The organism is Bacillus sp. REN3, assembly GCF_017912555.1.
In the GTDB taxonomy this organism is placed as follows: Bacteria; Bacillota; Bacilli; order Bacillales; family Cytobacillaceae; genus Mesobacillus.
Genome location: NZ_JAERSD010000038.1, coordinates 1 through 21,912, shown reverse-complemented (window position 1 = coordinate 21,912; position 21,912 = coordinate 1). Strand labels below are relative to the sequence as shown.

24 protein-coding genes, 1 pseudogene and 1 other annotated feature are annotated in these 21,912 nt (G+C 44.2%); of the genes and pseudogenes, 17 read left to right on the top strand and 8 right to left on the bottom strand.

What is annotated here, in order from left to right; all coding sequences use genetic code 11:
- The first annotated feature begins 207 nt into the window (after positions 1 to 207).
- Positions 208 to 1,095: a DMT family transporter gene (locus JJQ88_RS20310; RefSeq protein ID WP_210367865.1), complete on the top strand. Its 888-nt coding sequence runs from the start codon at positions 208 to 210 to the stop codon at positions 1,093 to 1,095.
- Positions 1,096 to 1,171: 76 nt separating this feature from the next.
- On the opposite strand, the gene JJQ88_RS20305 is transcribed toward JJQ88_RS20310, so the two are convergent.
- Positions 1,172 to 1,735, bottom strand: a complete 564-nt coding sequence (locus tag JJQ88_RS20305) for a hypothetical protein (RefSeq protein ID WP_210367864.1) — start codon at positions 1,733 to 1,735, stop codon at positions 1,172 to 1,174.
- A gap of 271 nt (positions 1,736 to 2,006) precedes the next feature.
- Between JJQ88_RS20305 and JJQ88_RS20300 the strand changes: the two genes are divergently transcribed.
- Positions 2,007 to 2,387 (top strand): hypothetical protein, encoded by a 381-nt coding sequence (locus tag JJQ88_RS20300; RefSeq protein ID WP_210367863.1) that lies wholly within the window; start codon positions 2,007 to 2,009, stop codon positions 2,385 to 2,387.
- Between the two features lie 81 nt (positions 2,388 to 2,468).
- Here the strand turns inward: JJQ88_RS20300 and JJQ88_RS20295 are convergent, their stop codons facing one another.
- Both JJQ88_RS20295 and JJQ88_RS20290 read right to left on the bottom strand, forming a co-directional pair.
- Positions 2,469 to 2,771: a tyrosine-type recombinase/integrase gene (locus JJQ88_RS20295; RefSeq protein WP_210367862.1), complete on the bottom strand. Its 303-nt coding sequence runs from the start codon at positions 2,769 to 2,771 to the stop codon at positions 2,469 to 2,471.
- 7 nt (positions 2,772 to 2,778) lie between these two features.
- Positions 2,779 to 2,940 (bottom strand): hypothetical protein, encoded by a 162-nt coding sequence (locus JJQ88_RS20290; protein WP_210367861.1) that lies wholly within the window; start codon positions 2,938 to 2,940, stop codon positions 2,779 to 2,781.
- Between the two features lie 560 nt (positions 2,941 to 3,500).
- Here JJQ88_RS20290 and JJQ88_RS20285 point away from each other — a divergent pair.
- Entirely contained in the window at positions 3,501 to 4,307 is an 807-nt protein-coding gene (locus tag JJQ88_RS20285) for a hypothetical protein (RefSeq protein ID WP_210367860.1), read from the top strand.
- Positions 4,308 to 4,329: 22 nt separating this feature from the next.
- Positions 4,330 to 4,731, top strand: a complete 402-nt coding sequence (locus JJQ88_RS20280) for a hypothetical protein (RefSeq protein ID WP_210367859.1) — start codon at positions 4,330 to 4,332, stop codon at positions 4,729 to 4,731.
- 169 nt (positions 4,732 to 4,900) lie between these two features.
- On the opposite strand, the gene JJQ88_RS20275 is transcribed toward JJQ88_RS20280, so the two are convergent.
- A complete protein-coding gene (locus JJQ88_RS20275; RefSeq protein ID WP_210367858.1) occupies positions 4,901 to 5,221 on the bottom strand; it encodes a hypothetical protein in 321 nt (106 codons plus the stop codon).
- 957 nt (positions 5,222 to 6,178) lie between these two features.
- On the opposite strand from JJQ88_RS20275, the pseudogene JJQ88_RS21935 reads away from it, so the two are divergent.
- From JJQ88_RS21935 to ilvA, 8 genes and pseudogenes are all read left to right on the top strand, one after another.
- Positions 6,179 to 6,322: pseudogene (locus tag JJQ88_RS21935) on the top strand (IS110 family transposase); the annotation flags it as partial.
- Between the two features lie 262 nt (positions 6,323 to 6,584).
- Positions 6,585 to 6,848, top strand: coding sequence for a UPF0236 family transposase-like protein (locus JJQ88_RS20265; RefSeq protein ID WP_349237165.1), 264 nt, complete (start codon positions 6,585 to 6,587; stop codon positions 6,846 to 6,848).
- Positions 6,849 to 7,098: 250 nt separating this feature from the next.
- Positions 7,099 to 7,350, top strand: a binding site (T-box leader).
- Positions 7,351 to 7,415: 65 nt separating this feature from the next.
- Entirely contained in the window at positions 7,416 to 8,309 is an 894-nt protein-coding gene (ilvE, locus tag JJQ88_RS20260; RefSeq protein ID WP_210367857.1) for a branched-chain-amino-acid transaminase, read from the top strand.
- A gap of 23 nt (positions 8,310 to 8,332) precedes the next feature.
- On the top strand, positions 8,333 to 10,000 hold the full coding sequence (ilvD, locus tag JJQ88_RS20255) for a dihydroxy-acid dehydratase (protein ID WP_210367856.1): 1,668 nt from the start codon (positions 8,333 to 8,335) through the stop codon (positions 9,998 to 10,000).
- A 357-nt stretch (positions 10,001 to 10,357) separates the two neighbouring features.
- On the top strand, positions 10,358 to 12,082 hold the full coding sequence (gene ilvB, locus JJQ88_RS20250) for an acetolactate synthase large subunit (protein WP_210367855.1): 1,725 nt from the start codon (positions 10,358 to 10,360) through the stop codon (positions 12,080 to 12,082).
- On the top strand, positions 12,079 to 12,375 hold the full coding sequence (ilvN, locus tag JJQ88_RS20245) for an acetolactate synthase small subunit (RefSeq protein WP_210367854.1): 297 nt from the start codon (positions 12,079 to 12,081) through the stop codon (positions 12,373 to 12,375). The genes ilvB and ilvN overlap by 4 nt, the downstream gene beginning before the upstream one ends.
- Before the next feature lie 29 nt (positions 12,376 to 12,404).
- A complete protein-coding gene (gene ilvC / locus JJQ88_RS20240; protein ID WP_210367853.1) occupies positions 12,405 to 13,418 on the top strand; it encodes a ketol-acid reductoisomerase in 1,014 nt (337 codons plus the stop codon).
- Positions 13,419 to 13,445: 27 nt separating this feature from the next.
- Entirely contained in the window at positions 13,446 to 14,423 is a 978-nt protein-coding gene (gene ilvA, locus JJQ88_RS20235; protein WP_246861324.1) for a threonine ammonia-lyase, read from the top strand.
- A gap of 181 nt (positions 14,424 to 14,604) precedes the next feature.
- On the opposite strand, the gene JJQ88_RS20230 is transcribed toward ilvA, so the two are convergent.
- Positions 14,605 to 14,808 carry an ATP-binding cassette domain-containing protein gene (locus JJQ88_RS20230; protein ID WP_210367852.1) on the bottom strand — a complete coding sequence of 68 codons (204 nt, stop codon included), beginning with the start codon at positions 14,806 to 14,808 and terminating at the stop codon, positions 14,605 to 14,607.
- Between the two features lie 551 nt (positions 14,809 to 15,359).
- Positions 15,360 to 16,328 carry a S8 family peptidase gene (locus tag JJQ88_RS20225; RefSeq protein ID WP_210367851.1) on the bottom strand — a complete coding sequence of 323 codons (969 nt, stop codon included), beginning with the start codon at positions 16,326 to 16,328 and terminating at the stop codon, positions 15,360 to 15,362.
- Between the two features lie 234 nt (positions 16,329 to 16,562).
- On the opposite strand from JJQ88_RS20225, the gene JJQ88_RS20220 reads away from it, so the two are divergent.
- The 3 genes from JJQ88_RS20220 to JJQ88_RS20210 all read left to right on the top strand — a co-directional run bounded on the left by JJQ88_RS20220 (position 16,563) and on the right by JJQ88_RS20210 (position 18,972).
- Positions 16,563 to 17,006: a YbaK family protein gene (locus JJQ88_RS20220; protein WP_210367850.1), complete on the top strand. Its 444-nt coding sequence runs from the start codon at positions 16,563 to 16,565 to the stop codon at positions 17,004 to 17,006.
- An 81-nt stretch (positions 17,007 to 17,087) separates the two neighbouring features.
- A complete protein-coding gene (gene cwlD / locus JJQ88_RS20215) occupies positions 17,088 to 17,804 on the top strand; it encodes an N-acetylmuramoyl-L-alanine amidase CwlD (protein WP_210367849.1) in 717 nt (238 codons plus the stop codon).
- 115 nt (positions 17,805 to 17,919) lie between these two features.
- Positions 17,920 to 18,972, top strand: a complete 1,053-nt coding sequence (locus tag JJQ88_RS20210; RefSeq protein ID WP_210367848.1) for an Mrp/NBP35 family ATP-binding protein — start codon at positions 17,920 to 17,922, stop codon at positions 18,970 to 18,972.
- A 50-nt stretch (positions 18,973 to 19,022) separates the two neighbouring features.
- On the opposite strand, the gene gerD is transcribed toward JJQ88_RS20210, so the two are convergent.
- Complete coding sequence (gerD, locus tag JJQ88_RS20205; RefSeq protein WP_210367847.1) at positions 19,023 to 19,640, bottom strand: spore germination lipoprotein GerD; 618 nt, start codon at positions 19,638 to 19,640, stop codon at positions 19,023 to 19,025.
- 150 nt (positions 19,641 to 19,790) lie between these two features.
- Between gerD and JJQ88_RS20200 the strand changes: the two genes are divergently transcribed.
- Positions 19,791 to 20,459, top strand: a complete 669-nt coding sequence (locus JJQ88_RS20200; protein WP_210367846.1) for a KinB-signaling pathway activation protein — start codon at positions 19,791 to 19,793, stop codon at positions 20,457 to 20,459.
- An 18-nt stretch (positions 20,460 to 20,477) separates the two neighbouring features.
- Here JJQ88_RS20200 and pdaB read toward each other — a convergent pair whose 3' ends face one another.
- Positions 20,478 to 21,230, bottom strand: a complete 753-nt coding sequence (pdaB, locus tag JJQ88_RS20195) for a polysaccharide deacetylase family sporulation protein PdaB (protein WP_210367845.1) — start codon at positions 21,228 to 21,230, stop codon at positions 20,478 to 20,480.
- 146 nt (positions 21,231 to 21,376) lie between these two features.
- Here pdaB and JJQ88_RS20190 point away from each other — a divergent pair, with 146 nt between their 5' ends.
- On the top strand, positions 21,377 to 21,604 hold the full coding sequence (locus JJQ88_RS20190) for a DEAD/DEAH box helicase family protein (RefSeq protein WP_210367844.1): 228 nt from the start codon (positions 21,377 to 21,379) through the stop codon (positions 21,602 to 21,604).
- The last annotated feature ends 308 nt before the right edge of the window (positions 21,605 to 21,912 follow it).

Here is a 21,912-nt window from a genome sequence, read left to right as displayed (position 1 = left end):
CATTTTGGACGGTAAATCCGTCAGTTTTAGGACAATTAATACCGACAATCTCTGGACATTGTAGAACGTCATTAACAATATTTAATCGAAAAGCGCGATCTAAAAGAACGTTTTTCGATGGCTGAATGGCCAAGCCCATTAAAAGTTTAAAAATAACACAAAGCCTTTGGTGAAAACCAAGGGCTTTTTTGATAGGGGGATCTTACCATGAGAAACGCCATTGAACTAGAAAAACCTCATGAAATAGAAAGAAGGAAAAAAACAATCCCGTATTCTTTTGTTATCATGTGGAGCAGTGGGGCTATTTTTGTTGAATTAGGACTTCGTTATGCTGATCCCTTTATTTTTCTGTTCCTGAGACTTTTTCTATCAGCGTTCATTTTTTGGGGAGTTGTTTTATATTTAAAAACAGAAATCCCTACAAAAAAGAATGAATGGGCTTATATTTTACTAACCGGATTATGCATGCAGGCAGGCTATCAGATTTTTTATTTCCTTGCCCTTGATAATCATATTTCCCCAGGCGTCTTGACCATATTTTTAGGAGCCCAGCCCATTATTACGACAATGGTTTCAAAAGAAAAAAGCAATGAGATTCAATGGATGGGATTATCTTTAGGAATTATTGGCCTTATTTTAGTTGTTGGGGATAGTATTGCGATCAATACGATCAGCTTTGTAGGTATTGTCAGCGCCTTCTTTTCACTTATAAGCATAACCATAGGAACTCTCTTACAAAAACATATACAGCTCAGTCAACCTTCGAACATGGCCATTCAATATAGCGGAGCGGCGATTGTCCTCTTTGTTCTCACAATTGTTACTAAACAATCCATCGAATGGACAGCCATGTTTACAGTATCACTAGGATGGATGGTGCTGGTAATATCTGTTGGGGCAACGATTCTTCTTTATTATATGATTCAAAACGGCAACCTCACTAACGTGACAAGTTTATTGTATTCTGTCCCACCAGTAACAGCAATTCTAGATTATTTTGTTTTTAAAAACACTCTAGAATTAATGACGATTTCTGGAATGATTCTTATTATAATTGGATTATTCCTTGTTAATAGAGAGGGAAAGTTCACCTGAAAATAGCACCGTACTAGAATTAAAATGGGTGAAAAATGAAAACCCATCTCTTAGATGGGTTTCAACAATTTTATAGTTATCGACAGAGATGCATTTGGGTGACTCCGATAATGTCTTGTTCATTCCCGTTTTCCATCATCTTTCCGTACATGAGGTTGAGTTCATACATAAATATATAGAAGTAATAGTCCTGTGGGCCAAAAAAGGCGCGTTCCACATGTTCCGGGTAAAACACATACCCCCTGAAATCTTGATCCCCTCGTTCAGCCATTGCTTTTACCCGCTTGTTCCCGTCGACGCAGATAAATGAGTCTTTAATTCCAAACAAACGAACAAAATAAGGGAATCGCTCGTCCTCCAATTTACCCTCGATAAGAGGGGTTTTGGGGTCAATACGTAAGGATGACCTCCCGATGACTTCTACGGGAACATTTAATTTTTCTTTTATTCTATTCATGGCTGGTATATCGAAATGGTACGTGAATGTTCCGAAATCGGTAATGTGCTCGGCTTGAAAGACTTCATATCGATCCAAACCCACAATGGGCTGCTGTGAAAGGCGCTGTATCACAGGGTTGGAACCCGGGAACCTCTTGATGTAATCCTTAATCTGGTCATCACATTCAAGAAAAGTCTTCATCCAGTATTGTCGCTATTCCTCAAAAAATGAATAACGGTCAAAAGTGGCGCTGAGTGATTTTGTGAATCCCTCAAAATCAAATGGTACATATGTGACAGGTGTCGTCGGTGTGAATTTCATCGGCATATTGATCTCTCCTTTTTATTAATCATCTATATAATTATCGGAGGCAGCCTATAATTCTTTTTGGATTTTTTCTGGAAACAAGAATATGAATCTTCCGATTTTTGTTAAAATAGTAAGTAAGTTCATGGAGAAAGGGGGATATAAGGTGAATAGAAAATGGGTTATCATGGGCGCGGTTTTGGTTGGCATCGTACTATTAGCACTTTTTATTTTTTTTAATCAGCTGCGTTACCCAGCCCTTCCGGCAGATATAGAATCCACCCCGAAAGAAGCTGTGCAGAAATTGAATGAATCGGATCAACCATTAGTCGAGATTTCAAAAGACAATGAGGCAACATGGTACATCATGAAGAATTCGGAAGACGTCAATAAACAGATTGAGGAGTTAGTAAGCAGCAAAAATTGGGTTTATAAAGAGGCGGATGGCAATAGTCTATTTTTTGATAAAGACGGTGATACATTAATCGTAAGCACAGAAATGTGGACCAAAAAATATCGTCTTGTTAAAGTCCCAGCTCAATTCTGAGAGTAATAAAAAACAGCCGGAGATTTCCTCATCGTAGGAGTCATCCGGCTTTTTATTTGAAATTTAATCCTCTTTATCCGCTCATTCATCTTCCAGGTATAAATCATCGAGTTTCGCCCCGACTTCCTGCAGATTCGGCGTGGTGTAGATCATCGTTGTCTTCGGATCATCGTGACCGGCCAGCTGCGTAAGGGTCGTAAGCGGAACTTTTTTGGCCGTTTGATAGAGAAACGAATGACGGAGGACGTGAGGATGGACGGTTCCTTTCCTGAACCCGCAGCGATCATTCAACCGGCTCAAGATGTCCTGGACATTCCGGACACTGATGCGCTGCCCCCGGTTCGATACAAACAGGGCAGGGTTGCTGTCCGTCCGTTCCCTCACGTCCAGATCATCCCAGTTCAGGTTCACAAGTTCCGAAACCCGGGTCCTGCCATCCATAATAGGTAAGAAAACTCAAAACAATCGAATACTCTTTTTGACGGATTGTGACCTCTTTATCTTCTTGATTTCGAAAATAATGATGTATGTAAAATTCTGTTAATGATTTCATATCGCCTCCACCATCTTCGATGATCGTCTGGAAGGTCTGGAGAATATCTTGAAAGGTTAGAATTGTTTCAGGACTTGTGAATTTTTTGCCTTCCAAAAACCCTCTGAGGGTTTAATCCATATTTTTCCTTCCCCATCAATATAGCGATTTAGATTCCACGCAGTTATTTTCCTTCGATGCGAAACAGCCGAAGGCGGGTTCACAAATAAGCCAAAATCACATAACTGCATAGAATCTAACGTTCTACGGAGTATTTTAAAATAAGGGTCAGCGCCCGCATTTGGGCGCCTGTTTTCTTTTTTTTCATAGTGGGGGTCACTCATGAAAAAGGGGTTGTGGGTTTATCTGGTTTTAATTAAAACATGCCTCGATCACAAAACAAGGGGAGATTGTCCTGTGCTGAAATCCATGCTCAATGGAGGACTTTCGAGTTTCTTCTATTATATATGTACTAACTAAAAACATATAAAAATATATGATGGACCCATATTGACATGGCTGGTAATAAAAGGGTGCGTTTTAGGTACAAACCGGAATGGGCAACAAAAGGAGGATTCACTATGTTTACCGGATTTAACTTGGAGGGATTGGACAATCAGTTTCTTTCGCACTATAAAGGCGCGGGGGAAGTGGCGTACAATCAACAGAAAAATCACATCCAAAAAGAATTGGATCGATTCGTACTGGATGACGGGAGCCTCGATGGATCGGCGCTGCAGGATGACTGGTTTCCAGATGTAAAGGCGGATATCTTCCTTTCTCACTCCCATGGTGATCAGAAACTCACCATGGCATTTGCGGCCATGTTGAAAGAGGAATTCGGATTGAAGGCCTTTATCGACTCCTGCGTGTGGGGATATGCAAACGATCTCCTGAAGAAAATCGATGATGTGTACTGCAGAAACAAAAAAGGGGATATGTACGATTACGACCAAAGAAATTTCTCTACCAGCCATGTACATATGATGCTGTCATCCGCTTTGACGAAAATGATGGATAAAACCGAGTGCCTTATCTTCGTCAATACTCCAAAGTCCCTCACGACCCGTGATGCCGTGGAGGACAAAACGAAATCGCCGTGGATATACAGTGAGATTGCGACATCCCTCGTTTTGCGTAAGAGGAAGCCGGACCGACATGACTTGTTGATTAAACATGCGAAATTTGAAGCGGCTGAAAAGAAGTCACAACTGGACGTCTCCTATAATGTAGACCTCAGTCATTTAACACCACTCTCTACATCAGACCTTTCAAAATGGCGCGACCAGGTCAAGGGAGAGATCAAGGGTTGGAAATCTCATCCGCTAGATCAACTTTACCTCATTAAGAGAGTGCTAGAAATCAAGACTGAGGCTTACCAGAGATAACAATCACAGGAGATGAATACAAATGGAAGAAAAAATGAGACACCTTGAAATGATTCAGAACGTCATATCCCGCATGGCGTCCAATTCATTCTTCCTGAAAGGATGGACGGTGACGCTGGTGGTGGGGTTGTTGGCTTTTGCCAACATCGAAGACATGAATGCTAATTTTATGTTCCTGGCCCTGATTCCTGCTCTTTTCTTTTGGGTACTGGACAGCTATTTTATCCATCAGGAACGGTTATACGTCAAATTGTACGAGCATGTGGCTGCGCTCAAGAACAACCAGATCGATTTTTCGTTGAAGGCTTCCCACTTTGAGAAGGAAACCGGAGGTATGGTGTCAGCGTTTCTGTCGTGCACCTTGGTGTTATTCTATTTCCCGACCCTGATTGTCGTCGCAGTAGCAATCGGGGCTTATCGCTAAGAAAAACTGGACATGTGTACGTAGGGCAACACTCAGCAATTTAAAATTAATTAGTTTTTTTTTGAAAAATCCTTTAGGTGCACTTTATAGTTTATTAAAATTTTTCGGGTGAAGGAGGATTTTTAACATAACCTCAAAACATGTTTAAATTTGATTTATATTCTTAAGATCAGAAATTATCTATCCACTTAACCACTTTATTATATTTTTTCCCGTTTCTTATAAATAATGAAAGTAACAGAGATATACTTAAAAGAAGTAAACTATAAATAATCCCTCCCATTGAAAAAGCATACAAAACAAAGAAACCCTTTGGTAAAAACAAAACTATTCCGATTGAGATAATTAATATGGGGGAGGCTAGAATAACCTTCTTAAATAATAAGGATTTAAAACTATATTTTTTTATAATCTTTTTTCGTAATAACCCGATTAAAAAGAGATATGCAAATGCCAAAAAAATATCTAATATTACTAATAACGAATCCATATAACCCTCTCCTCTAAAGAAATAAATTCTAATTAACATTATAATGGTAATCTTTATATTATACCTATAAAAAGACTAATCAGTTGGTTAGCCTTTGTATAAGCATTTCTCATCAAACAAGATGTGTTCTTGTCTTTTATTTATGAAACGCCGGGACGGGGGGTCGGGCTGTCGTCAAAACGGTTTTGACTCGTGTGTAGTGGGCAGGGATGTGCGAGCATTCCGGACAGCTGTTCGAACGCCGAAAAGAGGTCTTCATGACCTGTGTGGGCATGCGCACACAGGTCCGTATTTCGGACAGGCGTGCGTACAAATATTTTTCTGATGTGCGTACGAACGAAGCGAGAGCTTCGTGAAGGCAGTACATGGTTCATGAAATAGGTCTTCTACCGAAATGCACCCGGGGATCACGATTGATCGCCGGGGGAATGGAGGAGAGGGTTTTAAATTAGGAAGCGGCGATAGGCGCTTCGAATGAGCAGTCCGGAGCGTAGCGCAGGACCAAGAACAGGGACGCGTAAGCGTTCATGTTCGCAGTAAGGGGGACGGTCAGCTATGCTGACTGACAAATGAGCGAAGCGAGGCTTGTCATACGTCCCCCTTATGCTCTTTCCCCTACATGTCACGAAAATCCGTCAGGTACGCCGAATCCCGCGGCGAATCCCGGCGCGACAACAAATACGCCACTTGCGGCGATGCCATAGCAAAATCCGTGACGGATTCAGCCCTCGATAAACCGCGCCGTTAAGCGATTCGTAAAATCCGTCAGGCTCCATCAAAAAATCAGTAAAACCTCGGCTACTTTCTAGCTGAGGTTTACTTTGTACTAACGATGCAGCATTCCTGTAATGAAAGAAAATGGAGTTTGAACAAAAAAATAACCTCTTGGTAGAATGAGAGAGTCCTGACGCTGGCCAGCAAAAAGGACAAATATCTCAAACACCAGGAGGCTTTAAAATGAATTATAACCAGAATAAGAAGATTGCTCAAATAACTTCTCAGACTCTTATTATAGGAGTCGATATTGCAAAATTCAAGCATGTGGCACGTACCCAGGATTTCAGGGGAATAGAGTTTGGATCACCGTGTCAATTTGAAAATATTAAAGAGGGATCAAAAACTTATTATGGCGATCTTTGGGATATGACAGCCGGTCCTTTAGATGAAGAATTTATCGCTAAGGCTGATAGTCAATTAGGTAGTCCACCCGTTTATGAAGTGTACGATCCAAAATATAAGATAGATATAGGGGTTCCACATTTAGCCGCCACCCTGAATAGTATTTTACATCAGGGATCGATCAATCAGGTCTTTGTGGATGTAATTAAATCTCCGGCCCAACCAGCAACGGAAACGGCACTTTATTCACAGGGGAAAACAGCCTTTTTGGGGGGCTTTCGAGGAGTTTCTCATGGAGAACTTCGAGTATGACCCCACCGGACATAAGCTAGTGATTAACGGGGATGGTGCCAGATGGATCACATCTTGTACCGACCACTTTCAAAATAGGGCTTTCTTTTCTTTTGACCGTTTCCATGTGGCCCGTGACATCCGCAGGCTGTTCCGCAATCATCCTCGTTATCGTCGGATGCAAAAAGCATTATCCGCTATGACGGCCGTAAACTGATGACTGAATTAAACAGTGCAGTGTAGACACTGGAGACGGCTGAACAGGAGGCTTCCAGTTATATAAGGCACCAAAATCATTGCTGGTTTTTAAAAGGCTAGAATATACCAAAAATCAGAACCTAAATTCATGAATGCACTTACAGGATGAGGTGGTAAAAAAAACCGCCCACAAATTCTTGACTCAAACAAAAATTTGTTTGACAAATCAATTATCTCCTGATAATTTTATAATTAATAACTTTAGGAAAATAAAATCGATGACGAGAAGAGTAAGATGAGTGCCCTGTTCCACAGAGAGTCGGTAAATGGTGAAAGCCGATGTCCAGGACTGATCCGAAAATCATCTCCGAGATGCAATGCTGAACTTTTTCAGTAAGTGTTGCCGGGTGGTCCGCCGTTACAAGGAACGCGTATGATTGTACGTTGATTGAGTGCCGTAAGTGGGTTTTTCTTTCCCTTAACGGAACTAGGGTGGTATCGCGAGCCAACTCGTCCCTATTTTAGGGGCGAGTTTTTTTATTTTCCAAATTAAATTTAAAAAACATATGGAAATGAGGAATGGATGATGAAGGAGCAATTGATCTTTTTGAATGGCCAGTTTGTCAGTAAGAAAGACGCTGTTGTATCGGTGTATGATCATGGTTTTTTATACGGAGATGGTGTCTTCGAGGGAATTCGGGTGTATGAAGGCAATGTCTTTAGGCTTCAGGACCATATTAATCGGCTATATGACTCGGCGAAGTCCATTATGTTGTCCATTCCTTACAGCAAACATGAATTAAGCGATCTTGTGGTCGAGACTTTGAGAGTGAATGACCTGTTGAATGCTTATATTCGCGTGGTTGTCTCCAGAGGAGTAGGGAATTTAGGTCTCGACCCGGCCTCCTGTTCACGGCCGCAGGTCATTGTCATTGCGGAGGAGCTTGCACTATTCCCGAAAGAGTTATATGAGTCGGGAATCGAGATTGTCACGGTGGCTACGAGACGGAATCGCTCGGATGTGCTTTCACCGAAAGTGAAGTCGCTGAACTATTTGAATAACATCCTTGTCCGGATTGAGGCCGGCTTATCCGGGGTGAATGAAGCGCTGATGCTGAATGATCAAGGCTATGTGGCGGAGGGCTCTGCGGATAATGTTTTTATTGTGAAAAATGGCGAGATCCTGACCCCTCCTGGGTATGTGGGAGCACTGGAGGGGATCACTAGAAATGCCATCATTGAAATCGCCCATAATCTTGGCTTCACGATGAGGGAGGAAGTTTTCACAAGGCATGATGTCTATGTGGCTGATGAGGTCTTTTTAACCGGAACGGCGGCAGAGGTCATTGCGGTTGTGAAGGTGGATGGCCGGACGATCGGTGATGGAAAACCAGGTGCTGCCACAAATCAACTTTTAAAAGAGTTTAGAAAAACCGTTTTGGAAGACGGAGTCAAAGTTTATGAACAGCAAAGCGTATAGAGATGGATCTAGGGGGATATGGTATGCGCAGTGACATGATTAAAAAGGGAGTCGACCGTGCTCCGCACAGAAGTTTGCTTTATGCTACCGGGGTGAAATTAGAGGATCTTGATAAGCCTTTCATTGGCGTTTGCAATTCGTATATCGATATTATTCCGGGACATGTCCACCTGAGGCAGTTTGCCGATGTCGTCAAGGATGCAATCAGAGAGGCGGGCGGGATTCCGTTCGAGTTCAATACGATTGGCGTTGATGACGGGATTGCGATGGGGCATATCGGCATGAGGTATTCCCTGCCGAGCAGAGAGCTTATTGCTGATTCGGCCGAGACCGTCATTAATGCTCATTGGTTCGATGGAGTTTTCTACATCCCGAACTGCGACAAGATCACACCAGGAATGCTGATGGCGGCAGTGCGGACGAATGTTCCTTCGGTATTTGTTTCAGGCGGCCCGATGGAGGCTGGTGTATCGAGCACTGGACAGCCATTATCGCTGGTGTCCGTATTTGAAGGCGTTGGTGCCTATCAATCTGGGAGGATGTCGGAAGAGGAATTACTGGATATCGAGCAGAATGCGTGTCCAACCTGTGGCTCCTGCTCGGGTATGTTCACCGCTAACTCTATGAATTCGCTTATGGAAATGCTCGGTGTTGCGCTGCCGGGAAACGGAACGCTTGTTGCGACATCGGAGGAGCGCCATCAATTAATCTATGACGCAGCCCGTCATTTGGTAGAGATGATTAAAAAGGATATAAAGCCAAGAGACATTATCACCAAGGAAACGATTGATGATGCCTTTGCGCTCGATATGGCGATGGGCGGTTCGACGAATACGGTGCTTCACACGCTGGCCATCGCGAACGAAGCGGAAATTGACTATGATCTGAGCCGGATTAATAAAGTGGCGAAACGGATTCCTTATTTGTCTAAAATCAGCCCAGCTTCCCATTATTCGATGCAGGATGTCCATAATGCCGGCGGAGTCAGCGCAATTATCAAACAGCTATGTGAAATGGAAGGAGCTGTACACCCGGACCGAATCACCATTACGGGTAAATCGCTTTATGAAAATGTAAAGGATGTCGAGGTTCTAAATGGTGATGTAATCCGCAGCAAGGAAACGGCTTATAGTCCAGTTGGCGGTTTATCCATTCTGTTTGGAAATATCGCACCAGATGGGGGCGTCATCAAGGTAGGAGCAGTGGATCCTTCTATCAGGACTTTTAAGGGTGAAGCGATCGTCTATGAATCTCAGGATGAAGCTTTGGCTGGAATCGAAAGTGGCGATGTACGTGAGGGGCATGTGGTTGTCATCCGCTATGAAGGGCCAAAAGGCGGTCCCGGAATGCCGGAAATGCTTGCGCCAACAGCCGCGATTGCTGGAAGGGGCCTTGAGAAGAAGGTTGCCTTGATTACGGATGGCCGATTTTCTGGTGCCTCAAGGGGCATTTCCATTGGCCATATCTCACCGGAAGCAGCTGAGGGAGGGCCAATCGCGTTTGTTGAAAATGGAGATCCTATTTTCATCGATTTAGAGGAAAGAACGATTTCCCTGGAGGTTCCAGAAGCAGAACTTCAGGAGCGGAAAGCACAATGGAAACAGCCGGAGCCGAAAATCAAGAAAGGTTATCTGGCTCGATATTCAAAGCTCGTCACCTCAGCAAGCACGGGTGGCATCCTGAAAATTTAATAGGTAACTCGATGACGAGGTTTAGGGATTGGATTCCGTATTCACAGAGAGCTGGTCGCGCTGGAAGCCAGCAATACGCCAATTCCTTCATCCCCTCTGAGTGCTGTCCTGAAATAGCAGTAGGGACAGCCGGGTATACACGGGTATACTCGTTAGCAAAAACGAGACAGTCCAGAGCCCTTTTTTTAAAAAGTGATCTGAGCTGCCTTTTAAGGCTGTGTTTTGCAAGAGATGCAGCGAATGAGGGTGGTACCGTGGAATGCTATAAGCCTTTCACCCCTGCACAATGATTGATGTTGTGTGGGGTGAAAGGCTTTTTAATTTGCCCTGATTGGTCAATGGGAAGAAAAGGAGGAAATGGAGATGGAAGCAAAAGAGCCAATGGTAACTCTTGAAACAGAAGAAGTGAACATGAATGGGGCGGATCTCTTCATCCAGGCACTGAAAAGTGAGGGTGTAGAGCTATTGTTCGGCTATCCTGGCGGAGCTGTTTTGGGTATTTATGATGCTTTGCACCGGTCACCGATCAAGCATGTTCTTGCGCGTCATGAACAAGGAGCGATACATGCGGCGGAAGGCTATGCGCGTGTTTCGGGAAAGCCCGGGGTCGTGATCGCGACCTCGGGACCTGGCGCTACCAATGTCGTGACAGGAATCGCCGATGCAATGATGGATTCACTGCCGCTTGTCATTTTTACAGGACAGGTTGCTTCACAGGTTATCGGAACAGATGCTTTTCAAGAAGCAGATGTAGTCGGGATGACTGCGCCAATCACAAAGCAGAATTACCAGGTGAGAAGGATAGAGGATTTACCCAGGATTGTGAAGGAAGCCTTCCATCTGGCGACAACAGGACGGCCGGGGCCTGTCTTAGTCGATATACCTAAGGATCTCACAGCACTTCAGACTTCTTATTTGCCAGAGGCTGAGCTCCACCTGCCGGGATATCGGCCAAGAGTCCATCCTGATCCATTGCAGGTAGATCGCTTGCTTGAGGCAATTCAAGATTCCCGGAGGCCTGTCATCTTGGCCGGGGCAGGGGTTTTGCATGCTAAGGCTTCGGAAGAATTGCTAGCTTTTGCTGAACTGTATCAACTGCCTGTCGTCCATACTTTGTTGGGCCTCGGTGGATTTCCGGCACAGCACCCGCTGTTTTTGGGAATGGCGGGGATGCATGGCTGCTATACCGCGAACATGGCCCTTTATGAGTGCGATCTTTTAATCAATATTGGTGCCCGGTTTGATGATCGGCTGACAGGCAATTTGGCTGCCTTTGCACCAAATGCCAAAGTTGCCCATGCAGACATTGATCCGGCGGAAATTGGCAAGAATGTCGAGACGCATTTTCCAATCGTGGGAGATGCAAAAGCCGTCTTGCAGATGCTGTTAAATCATCCCGTTCAACGAGCAGATTCACAGCTTTGGCTCAATCAATTAGCGAAAAACAAACAAGAGTACCCGTACAGGTTCTCTGATAGTGAAGAATTCCTTGCTCCGCAACATGTAATAGAATTAGTTCACAAGCACACGAATGGAGAAGCAATTGTCACGACGGATGTCGGCCAGCACCAGATGTGGGCTGCCCAGTTCTACTCCTTTTCGCAGCCAAACTCCTGGGTCACATCGGGCGGACTGGGAACAATGGGATTTGGGTTTCCGGCTGCGATTGGAGCGCAGCTGGCAGAACCAGAAGCGACGGTCATTTCGCTCGTCGGGGACGGCGGATTTCAAATGACACTCCAGGAGCTGATCTTATTAAAAGAATGGAAGCTGCCAGTGAAAGTGTTGATTATCAATAATGGATCACTCGGAATGGTCCGCCAGTGGCAGGAAACCTTTTATGAAAAACGGTTTTCGCATTCGATTTTTTCGCTGCAGCCGGACTTCCTGAAGCTTGCGGAGTCTTATGGAATAAAGGCTTATAGGGTGAGCAGTACAGAAGAAGCAGAAAGAGTTTTCAGTGAAGTTTTAACAGACCGGGAGCCTGTCCTGATTGATTGCAGAGTGAATCCTGATGAAAAGGTCTATCCAATGGTCGCGCCGGGGAATGGGCTGCATGAAATGATTGGGGTGAAACCATGAATAAGCGGATGGTCACAGCATTAGTCCATAATCAAAACGGGATTTTCACCAGGCTTATGGGCATGTTCCACAAGCATCAATATAGAATTGAAAGCCTTGCGGTAGGGGTTGCATACCCGGAGCTGAAGGATGTCTCCAAAATGTCTGTCATTCTCGAGGTTGAAGATGACCATAAATTCCTGCAGCTGATGAAGCAGGTCAATAAACAGGTTGATGTCCTGTTTGTCACGGATGTGACAGACGAACTGGTTATCGAGAGGGAACTAGCGCTGATGAAGAAGGTATTAGTCTGAACAATTTTTAAAAAAGGGGCGAGGTTGGAATGGTTAAGGTTTATTATCAAGCAGATGTGAATGAGGAAGTTTTAAAAGGGAAGACGGTTGCTGTCATTGGGTATGGCTCACAGGGACATGCACATGCTCAAAATTTACGGGATAGCGGGCATCAGGTTGTCGTGGGATTGCGTCAGGGGAAATCATGGGCTCAGGCTGAGGAAGATGAATTCCGGGTATTGCCGGTCAGGGATGCGTGTGAAGCGGCAGAAGTGGTCATGGTGCTATTGCCTGATGAAGAGCAGCCAGCTGTGTATGAATCTGAAATCAAACCAGCTTTAACTGCTGGAAAGGCACTTGCTTTTGCCCACGGGTTCAATGTCCATTTTCATCAAATTGTCCCCCCTGAGGATGTGGATGTGTTCTTAGTCGCGCCAAAAGGACCGGGCCACCTGGTAAGGAGGACCTTTGAAGAAGGAGCAGGGGTTCCCGCATTGATTGGGGTGCACCAGGATGTGACTGGCCAGGCGAAGGAGCTGGCATTGGCCTATGCGAAAGGTGTAGGAGCTGCCAGGGCAGGAGTGCTGGAGACGAATTTTCAAGAAGAAACGGAAACTGATCTTTTCGGTGAGCAGGCTGTTTTATGTGGTGGCTTGACATCACTCGTTAAAGCTGGCTTCGAAACGTTGGTGGAAGCCGGTTATCAAAAAGAAGTCGCCTATTTTGAGTGCATGCATGAGCTTAAATTAATCGTTGACCTCATGTATGAACGAGGCCTGGAAGGCATGCGTCATTCTATTTCTGACACAGCTCAGTGGGGGGATTTTGTATCTGGCCCGCGGGTTATTAATGAAGAAACAAAGGAGCGCATGAAGGAAGTGTTGGAGGACATTCAATCAGGCAGTTTTGCGAAAGGCTGGATTCTGGAAAATCAGGCGAACCGGGCCGAATTCAATGCGATTAATAACCGGGAAAAGCAGCATCCAATCGAAGCGGTTGGGAAAGAGCTGAGAAGAATGATGCCATTCGTCCAGCAAAAGCAAAAGAGGGAATTAGTTAAATAATCATTTTGAGGTGAGCGTATTGGGAATTTGTTAAAGAGCGTTCAAATCGAGGAAGCGATGGAAAAGCTGAAGGATAAAGTGCACCAGACTCCTTTGAAGCAAAGTGCGACTTTAAATTACTTAAGTAATGCTGATGTTTATTTAAAACTGGAAAATCTGCAGAAAACGGGATCGTTTAAGCTAAGGGGAGCGATGAACAAAATTTTATCCCTGACCGACGAGGAACTGAAAAATGGCATTCTGGCTGCTTCTGCCGGTAATCATGCCCAGGGGGTAGCCATGGCATCTTCGTTAAGGGGCATCAAGTCGAAAATTTATATGCCGAAGCATACTCCTTTTTCCAAGGCTTCTGCCACAAAAGGATATGGTGCGGAAATTGTCCTGGTCGGCGAAACGTACGATGAATCCTGTCAAAAAGCGGTTGAAGAAATGAGCCTGAATGGAAGTACCTTTGTCCATGCGTTTGACGATGAAAAGGTAATTGCGGGGCAAGGGACGATCGGAATGGAAATGTTGCAGCAAAATGACCAATTGGATGTCATTTTTGTACCGATTGGCGGTGGCGGGCTAATCTCGGGAGTGGCACTCGCCATCAAAGCCTTCAAGCCAAGTGTTAAAATCATTGGTGTGCAGGCAGTTGGGGCGGCTGCAACCTACCATAAATTCACTGGACAAAAACTGATGTCATCACATGCTATTCACACGATCGCTGATGGAATCATGGTGAAGGAACCAGGAGTGATCACCTATCCCATCATCGAAAAGTATGTAGATGAAATCGTAACGGTAACCGATGAAGAAATTGCCCACGCTATTATGTTCATGCTTGAAAGAGAGAAAATGCTGGTCGAAGGGGCAGGCGCTGCAGCATTGGCAGCTATTTTATACAAAAAAGTTCAGGTTAACGGTAAGAAAATAGGCTGCCTCATCAGTGGCGGAAATATAGACCCGGATAAAATACAAACCTATAAGGAAATGACAAAAACAATGAAGAAAATTGGATAACGAATAGTTTTAAACGAACAGCTTTCCTTATACATAATGAGGAAAGCTGCTTCTATTTTAATTCTCTAATAACTAGAATTGAATGGCTGAATACATTGCTTCCCAAGTACATGATTAATTAATGCCATACGGATTTGATAAATTACTTTTTACTATGGTCATTCATTAGTACATAAAAGTATTATGGGGTTTGTTCATGAAAAAAGCTTAATGATTTAAACTTATCTTTAATATCGGAAACCTTCTCGTCCTTTAGAAATAGTTCACCGGTAAATTCACATAATCCCGATAAAACTCTGAGCAAGGTTGATTTACCAGAGCCATTTTCCCCTTTAATTACACAAACTTCTCCAAAATGGAATTTAAAGTGAACGTTCTCAATCATCTTCTCTTCTTTGGTATATCCAAATGATTTCAACCCCTAAGATTTCAAACGTGGATTTATAAAAAAAGGATTGCTTACATTCCTGATTCACCCTTACTATATAATGTTTTAACTGGGCGAGAAAATCTGAAGTTAATGGAGAACTTATGGTTAGTAAAAGATCATTCAGGTTTTTGGGAAAGGGCGAAACACTTGAGGGAAAAACTCAATATGATAGATCATCTTAATAAAACAGTGGAAAAATATTCACTCGGCATGCGACAGAGAGTATTTTTTTACTACCCCTTAAAGTAACCTTTCTGTTTGAATATAGCCATTGATTTGTACCACGCTTGCCATGTTTTTGGTCCACTTCTGACAAGTTATTGTTCCACCTCTGCCGTTCAGAGGACCACCCTTCTATATACATTCAATGCAGCCGCAGTTAAAAAAAGGTTAACCCTGATTCGGTATGATACATCGTAAAAAAGGGAACTATTTCCAATGAGAGTCACCGCAAAAAAGCGCGGATCCACTAAGGATCCACGCCCAAAATTTCCACTAGCTGCTATTTAATACACGGTATCCAACATCCGCGTTTTAAAGCTTTCATCGAAAATCCTGCTTAAATGTTCCGGTACAGTCAGGTAGACAAGTCCATTTCCCTCAAGCTTTGGTGAATTGCCAAGCGGGATGGTCCTTTTGATCAGTTGCGCATAGAGCTCAGGTTCGGAAAGCGACCGTTCAAACTGCCTAACAGAGTAATCCTTGATGAGTGCAAGGGCACCCGAAACATGCGGAGCGGACATCGATGTTCCGCTCAAAGTGGCATACTTCCCGTTTAGGTAAGTAGACAGGATTTTTTCGCCTGGCGCCACGACATCTACTTCATTATTTGAATTCGTGAAATCCGATGACCCTCTTTCCAGATTGATCGCTCCGACACTGATGACCTCGTTGTATGCACCGGGGTAAGCATACTCGTTCGTCGAGTCGTCCCCGTCACCCTCGTTCCCTGCAGCGCAAACGACCAGGATATTGTTTTCAACAGCGGTTTTAATCGCATCATGCAATTCAGGGACATCTGCAGGACCGCCAAGCGACATCGATATGATATCCGCCTTTTGTTCGATGGCATAATGAATGCCGTTGATGATCCACTCATATTGTCCTGATCCGGCTTTATTCAGAACCTTCACGATCAAGAGGTCAGCCTCCGGTGCAACGCCAATCACGCCAGTATCATTTTCCTGGGCTGCAATCGTCCCGCAGACATGGGTCCCATGACCGTTATAATCATGGAAGCGATCGGGATTGCCGCCATCATCGTCTGTAAAATTCTTGCCTCCGATAATCCGGTCCTGTAAATCAGGGTGTGCGGTATCGCAGCCTGTATCCAGGACAGCCACTTTCATTCCTTTTCCCTTTGTCTCGCTCCAGATCTCAGGAGCCTGGATTAACTCAACACCTCTAGGAACTTCCTTGATCCCTTCATTCTCCGCAATCACTTTGTAAGGAATAACATGAACATATTGCTTCATTTCTTTCCCTCCTTGGAGATTAAATTGAAGCCGGTTCTAGGTGTTAACCTAATTCTAACAATTCTGACTATTTAAAGGAAGTACCGATAGTAACAGAAAAATAAATACAGAAATGGTCTATTTCTCCTAATGTTTTATCCAGTAAACGTCAGAAAACTGGAAACGGAATCGTCGTTGTCAGCTGTATTACACACTCTGGCAGGTTGAACAATACACCTAAGGGGTGAGAATACATTGAATGTCGTCACGACTTTTATAGATAAAAGAAGGGAAAAGCAAATTAAATACGAGCGCTCCATGCTCAGGGAGTTAACTATCAATGCCCTACAAAACAGGGTAAAGCAACACTTCGCATCATCGAGGCTCGCCTCAAGCCTGATCATGAATTCGGGAATAGAGGAAGCATGCTATGATGTCGCCATTGAAGCCTATTTATTGGGATCGAGCTTTGGCCGTTTCGGGTATTATGGAGAATCGATCGATCTGGTTAAAAGCCGGAGCACAGTAGAAGAAAGGCATTTAATCGATACACTTTATCATTTTTTCCTTTTCTGGGGAAACGGGGAAGAAGGTACTGAATCAGAAGCGCTATACCACCAATGCGAACAGTATGTCGATAGCTGGTGGCGAGATGGCTTCGTGACCGGGAAGAAAAAATACAAGCTAAGGCTTCATTAGGGTGCGGACGGCCAGTTCTAAACCATATCCCTGTCCCATATAGTGTAATAACCGGGACTAGCAGGGAAGGATGGTTTGGAAATGAGACGAAGGTTAAAAATGATGTTGTTTGCAGCTGGCCTGGCTGTGCTGTTTCTAATATTGCAGTATGACTTTGCTGAGAATGATTCATGGGAATCCTGGAACCTTCCTTTGTCGGGAAAAATCATTTACCTGGACCCTGGCCATGGCGGTGAAGATCCAGGAGCCGTAAAGGAAGGAGCAATCGAAAAAGAAATCGCTCTGAAAATTTCGCTTATGATCCGGGATTATCTGCAGCAGCAGGGGGCGCTTGTCATCATGACGCGGGAAACGGACACCGATCTTGCTGATAAAGGTTTAAAGGGATATAGCAAGAGAAAGTCACAGGACTTGCACAGGCGTTTGGCAATGATCAATGAATCGGAAGCGGACTTTTTTGCCACGATCCATTTGAATGCCATCCCTTCATCCAGGTGGAAGGGGGCCCAAACATTTTATTCGACGAATTTAAAAGAAAACAAACGGGCGGCAAAATTGATCCAGGATCAGCTTCGCCATAACCTGGAGAATACGGACCGGCAGGCGAAGCCAGCCAACGGGATTTTTTTGCTGAAGAATTCAAATAAACCGGGTGTGCTGGTGGAGGCGGGTTTCCTGTCAAATCCTGAAGAGAAGGCAAACTTGAAACAGGAAGAATATCAGGAAAAGATCGCCGCTTCGGTGTACGAAGGAATACTCCGCTATTTCACAAGTGAGAAGAAGTTTTGGGAAGAATGAAGAAGGGTCCTCGACCCCTCTTTTTTCGTTATGGTGTGATTCCTTTAACAGTAAGTAATTTTGACAATGTGGTATACTGTTATAGGATGCAAAAAACATGGAGGAGGGTGTCATTATGTTGACAGAAGCCAAGGTACGCGAACTGCTAAAAGACCTTAAGGAACCATTTTTACATAAAACACTCGAAGAAATAAACGCAATTGAGGAAATCAAAATAAAAGAAGAGAAGAACCATGTAAGCGTTAAGGTAGCCATTGCCAAAACAGGAACGGCTGAACAGCTGCAGCTGCAGACGGAAATCGTCAATATCCTGAAAGGGGCAGGTGCAAATACGGTGGGATTAAGATTCTCTGAATTGCCTGCAGAGGTTCTCTCCCAATTCCAAACAGCAGCCCCAGAAGAGGAAGGCCTGCTGTCCCCGAACAGCAAAACGACTTTCATTGCCATTGCCAGTGGGAAAGGCGGCGTGGGGAAATCCACGGTATCCGTCAACCTGGCAGTATCCCTTGCCCGTCTCGGCAAGAAAGTTGGACTGGTCGACGCTGATATTTATGGCTTCAGTGTTCCTGACATGATGGGCATCACCAAACGGCCGGTCGTTAGAGGCGAAAAAATCATTCCTGTTGAAAGGCATGGGGTGAAGGTTATTTCGATGGGCTTTTTTGTTGAAGACAATGCACCGATCATTTGGCGCGGACCGATGCTTGGGAAAATGCTGAACAGCTTCTTCAATGAAGTGGAGTGGGGAGAGCTTGATTACCTGCTGCTGGACCTGCCGCCAGGGACCGGTGACGTTGCACTCGATATCCATAATATGCTTCCATCAACAAAAGAAATCATCGTCACGACCCCGCATCCGACAGCAGCATTCGTCGCAGCCCGCGCAGGTGCGATGGCGTTGAGGACTGAGCATGAAATCCTTGGGGTCATTGAAAATATGTCGTATTTCGAAAGCCAGCTGACAATGGAAAAAGAGTATGTTTTTGGACAAGGCGGTGGCGAAAAGCTTGCCGATGAGCTGAACACGAAGCTGCTAGGGAAGCTTCCGCTTGGCCAGCCAACGTGGAATGAAGAGGATTTTGCACCTTCTGTGTATCAGGAAAGCGATAAAATCGGCGCCATTTACATGAACATTGCCGAAGAAATCATTCAGATCCTTGATAAATAAAACGAAGCCTCTCCTTCTGGGAGAGGCTTCCATTATGATTTTTCTTATCCTCAGCCTGTACTGCCGCCGCCCGATTCCTGATCACCACCGCCCCCACCTTGATCGCCGCCTTCCTTTTTCTGCGGTGAAATTTCTTCGGCTGCCTTGACGATCAAAGCCTGCAATTTTGCTTTGAAAAGTGGGCTTTCAAAGGTTTCGGACATCACTTTTTGCAAGTGCTCCCGATATTCCTTGCTTTTCAGGACGTTGGTCAGTTCTTTCTCCAACTCGGGATCCTTCATGACATCAATCATCATGCCTTTGTATTCCGGATCCTTCATCAGGTTCTTCAACAGTTTTTCATTTTCGGCTTTCATGCTTTTGGCCATGCTTTCAGCGAACTTTGGATCTTCGAGGGATTTTTTCCAAAATTCCATACCTTTATCAGAAGTGAGGGATGTTTTTATTGTATCAGTAACGACCGTCTGGTCCATTATCAGCTTTTCTTTCATGCCATCGTCACCCATCACTTCCTGGATGGCTTTTTTTCCATCATCCGTTTTCAAGATGTCGACAACCATTTTCTTTGTCTCTTCATAATCAACCTGCCCCGCGCCCGTCTCGGCTGGAGCACAGCCGCCTGCTAAAAGCAATAAGGATACGGGGAGACCATATTTCATCAGCTTCATCAAAATCAATCCCCTTTCACATACAAAAGCCCTAATCTTAGGATGAGTAGGAAGCCAAATTGTTATGCAAGAATACAGGCACCTAGATTTTTCATATGGGCATTGGTACAATCAAGAAGTGAGTTTAATTCTATTGTGGGGGATCAAAACGTGACAAGCCGTAATTGGGTTCATTTATTTCTGACCACCCTTGTTGTCGGAGCTGTGACAACTGGCGTGGTTGGCTTTATCATTCGCTGGAACGAATTCCAGAAATTATTAAGTGATTTTAGTGTGATTGAGTTCTTGTCCATCCTGTTCTGGCTGGCAGGAGTCGGGCTGATTTTCAGTATTTTGAGCCAGATGGGGTTCTTTGCTTATTTAACCATTCACCGTTTTGGCCTTGGGATATTCAAATCACTGTGGAATCCTGTCCAAATCGTATTGATTGCGTTTGTACTATTTGACCTTGTATACCTTCGTTATAACGCTTTTGCGGAGAGCGGCGACAGCATCCTTCCTTATTTAGGCCTTGCGCTGATTGTTCTTGCGGCGGGCCTTATTGCAGCTTTCATCAAATCGAAACAAACGAATAAAGAAGCCTTCATACCAGCATTGTTTTTTATGACCGTGGTCACTGTACTGGAGTGGGTTCCAGTTTTGCGGGTGAACGAACATAGCTGGCTTTATCTGATGCTATTTCCTTTACTGGCATGCAATGCTTATCAGCTGCTCGTGCTCCATAAGCTTAACCGGAAATCGCAGGAAGAGCGCAATAAGCGGAATCAAGAACATGGAACAGGGAAGAAAACAGCTGCAAAAAAACCGTCCAAGGCATAAAAATGGACGGTTTTCTTTTTACTTTATCTCTTTCGAATTAGAGTCTCCGTTGGCAATCATTTCTGAAACTGTAACTAGCTTAAGGTTCTTTGCGCGAAGGTCTTTCAAAACAAGAGGCAATGCCTCCGCAGTCTGTTTTGCAGAGTCCGAGGCATGCATCAGCAGGATATCGCCTCGTTTCGCCTTTGAGGCGTTTTCGATAATCTTAGCTGTTCCAGGATTAGTCCAATCCTTTGTGTCGACGCTCCAGTGGACAACCGTATAGCCCATCCGCCCGGCAATTTTCAAAGTACGCTGGTCAAAGTGCCCTGTTGGAGCTCTCAATAATTCGATGTTTTTCACATTCAGCTTCCTGAAGACTTCCTGGGCCTTGGAAATATCCCTTCTGATTTTATCATCCTCTAGGTCGGTGTAATCCTTGTAATCATATCCAAGCATTCCGATTTCATAGCCTTCCTTGATCATCCTGTTGACAAGGTCAGGATGCCGTTCCGCCCATGACCCTGATAAGAAGAATGTAACAGAATGGACCTTTTCCTTTTTAAGCAGATCCAGAATCGGCTCTGCTTTTTCATCGCCCCAGCCGATGTTGAAGGTCAATGCAAGGTTCTTTTCTCCTTTGTATATAGCCTTGGGCCCGTCCTTTGTGGAGAAAGCGGGGATCTGCACAATGCTTTCCATGTAAAAGAACCATGCCGTGAAAAAAGCAGCAATCACAATCACCAATATTTGTTTTATTGACCTTCCATTCAACACAAAAAAGAAATTCATTTCCTCACCACCTCGTCCATACACCTCTTGTCTCATTTTTATTCTTCTTTTAAAAAGATATGATAATAAAAATAATGGATTATAAAATTCGCCGATAAAGATAAGACTACAAGCACCGTGTGAAATTTTTTACAAGAGGTGTTTGCATGCTGGGAATCCTGATCAATGGAAAGGAACTGAGGGAACTTGAATATATCGTCAAACGGGAGTTGGATGAAATCCTGTTTGATCTTGAGGACGAACGGATTGACCATATTGTGAAGCGGGCAATGAAGGAGAGGTACCAGATTCTTTTCTCGCTTTTCAAAAAGGTCGCTTCACCTGGGGAGTGCCTGAAATACATGCCGACAAAGAAAATGTCCAACAAAGCCTAGACGAGGGCAAAAGTTTTTTGGGGAAAGTAGTTGACCTGAGTCCGTAAACTTGTTATATTAGAAAACGTCGCTGCCAGGCAACCGAATGGATTGCCTTGGAGCGAAAATAGTGTTGACAACAAGTCGGCTCTATGATACATTAACCTAGTCGCTTCCGGGCGACACAGTGAAAGTTGCTCTTTGAAAACTAAACAAACAAGCGTCAACAAACAATAATCATCATGGCTTCTTATGAAGATCATGAGCCAACGTTTTTTATTATGAGCTAACTCATACTCTTTCTTGGAGAGTTTGATCCTGGCTCAGGA

Coding starts and splice junctions, on each gene's coding strand:
- JJQ88_RS20310 (WP_210367865.1), top strand. CDS start 208: ATGAGAAACGCCATTGAACTAGAAAAACCTCATGAAATAGAAAGAAGG.
- JJQ88_RS20305 (WP_210367864.1), bottom strand. CDS start 1,735: ATGAAGACTTTTCTTGAATGTGATGACCAGATTAAGGATTACATCAAG.
- JJQ88_RS20290 (WP_210367861.1), bottom strand. CDS start 2,940: ATGAAATCATTAACAGAATTTTACATACATCATTATTTTCGAAATCAA.
- JJQ88_RS20285 (WP_210367860.1), top strand. CDS start 3,501: ATGTTTACCGGATTTAACTTGGAGGGATTGGACAATCAGTTTCTTTCG.
- JJQ88_RS20280 (WP_210367859.1), top strand. CDS start 4,330: ATGGAAGAAAAAATGAGACACCTTGAAATGATTCAGAACGTCATATCC.
- JJQ88_RS20275 (WP_210367858.1), bottom strand. CDS start 5,221: ATGGATTCGTTATTAGTAATATTAGATATTTTTTTGGCATTTGCATAT.
- ilvE (WP_210367857.1), top strand. CDS start 7,416: ATGAAGGAGCAATTGATCTTTTTGAATGGCCAGTTTGTCAGTAAGAAA.
- ilvD (WP_210367856.1), top strand. CDS start 8,333: ATGCGCAGTGACATGATTAAAAAGGGAGTCGACCGTGCTCCGCACAGA.
- ilvB (WP_210367855.1), top strand. CDS start 10,358: ATGGAGATGGAAGCAAAAGAGCCAATGGTAACTCTTGAAACAGAAGAA.
- ilvN (WP_210367854.1), top strand. CDS start 12,079: ATGAATAAGCGGATGGTCACAGCATTAGTCCATAATCAAAACGGGATT.
- ilvC (WP_210367853.1), top strand. CDS start 12,405: ATGGTTAAGGTTTATTATCAAGCAGATGTGAATGAGGAAGTTTTAAAA.
- JJQ88_RS20230 (WP_210367852.1), bottom strand. CDS start 14,808: ATGATTGAGAACGTTCACTTTAAATTCCATTTTGGAGAAGTTTGTGTA.
- JJQ88_RS20225 (WP_210367851.1), bottom strand. CDS start 16,328: ATGAAGCAATATGTTCATGTTATTCCTTACAAAGTGATTGCGGAGAAT.
- cwlD (WP_210367849.1), top strand. CDS start 17,088: ATGAGACGAAGGTTAAAAATGATGTTGTTTGCAGCTGGCCTGGCTGTG.
- JJQ88_RS20210 (WP_210367848.1), top strand. CDS start 17,920: ATGTTGACAGAAGCCAAGGTACGCGAACTGCTAAAAGACCTTAAGGAA.
- gerD (WP_210367847.1), bottom strand. CDS start 19,640: ATGAAGCTGATGAAATATGGTCTCCCCGTATCCTTATTGCTTTTAGCA.
- pdaB (WP_210367845.1), bottom strand. CDS start 21,230: ATGAATTTCTTTTTTGTGTTGAATGGAAGGTCAATAAAACAAATATTG.
- JJQ88_RS20190 (WP_210367844.1), top strand. CDS start 21,377: ATGCTGGGAATCCTGATCAATGGAAAGGAACTGAGGGAACTTGAATAT.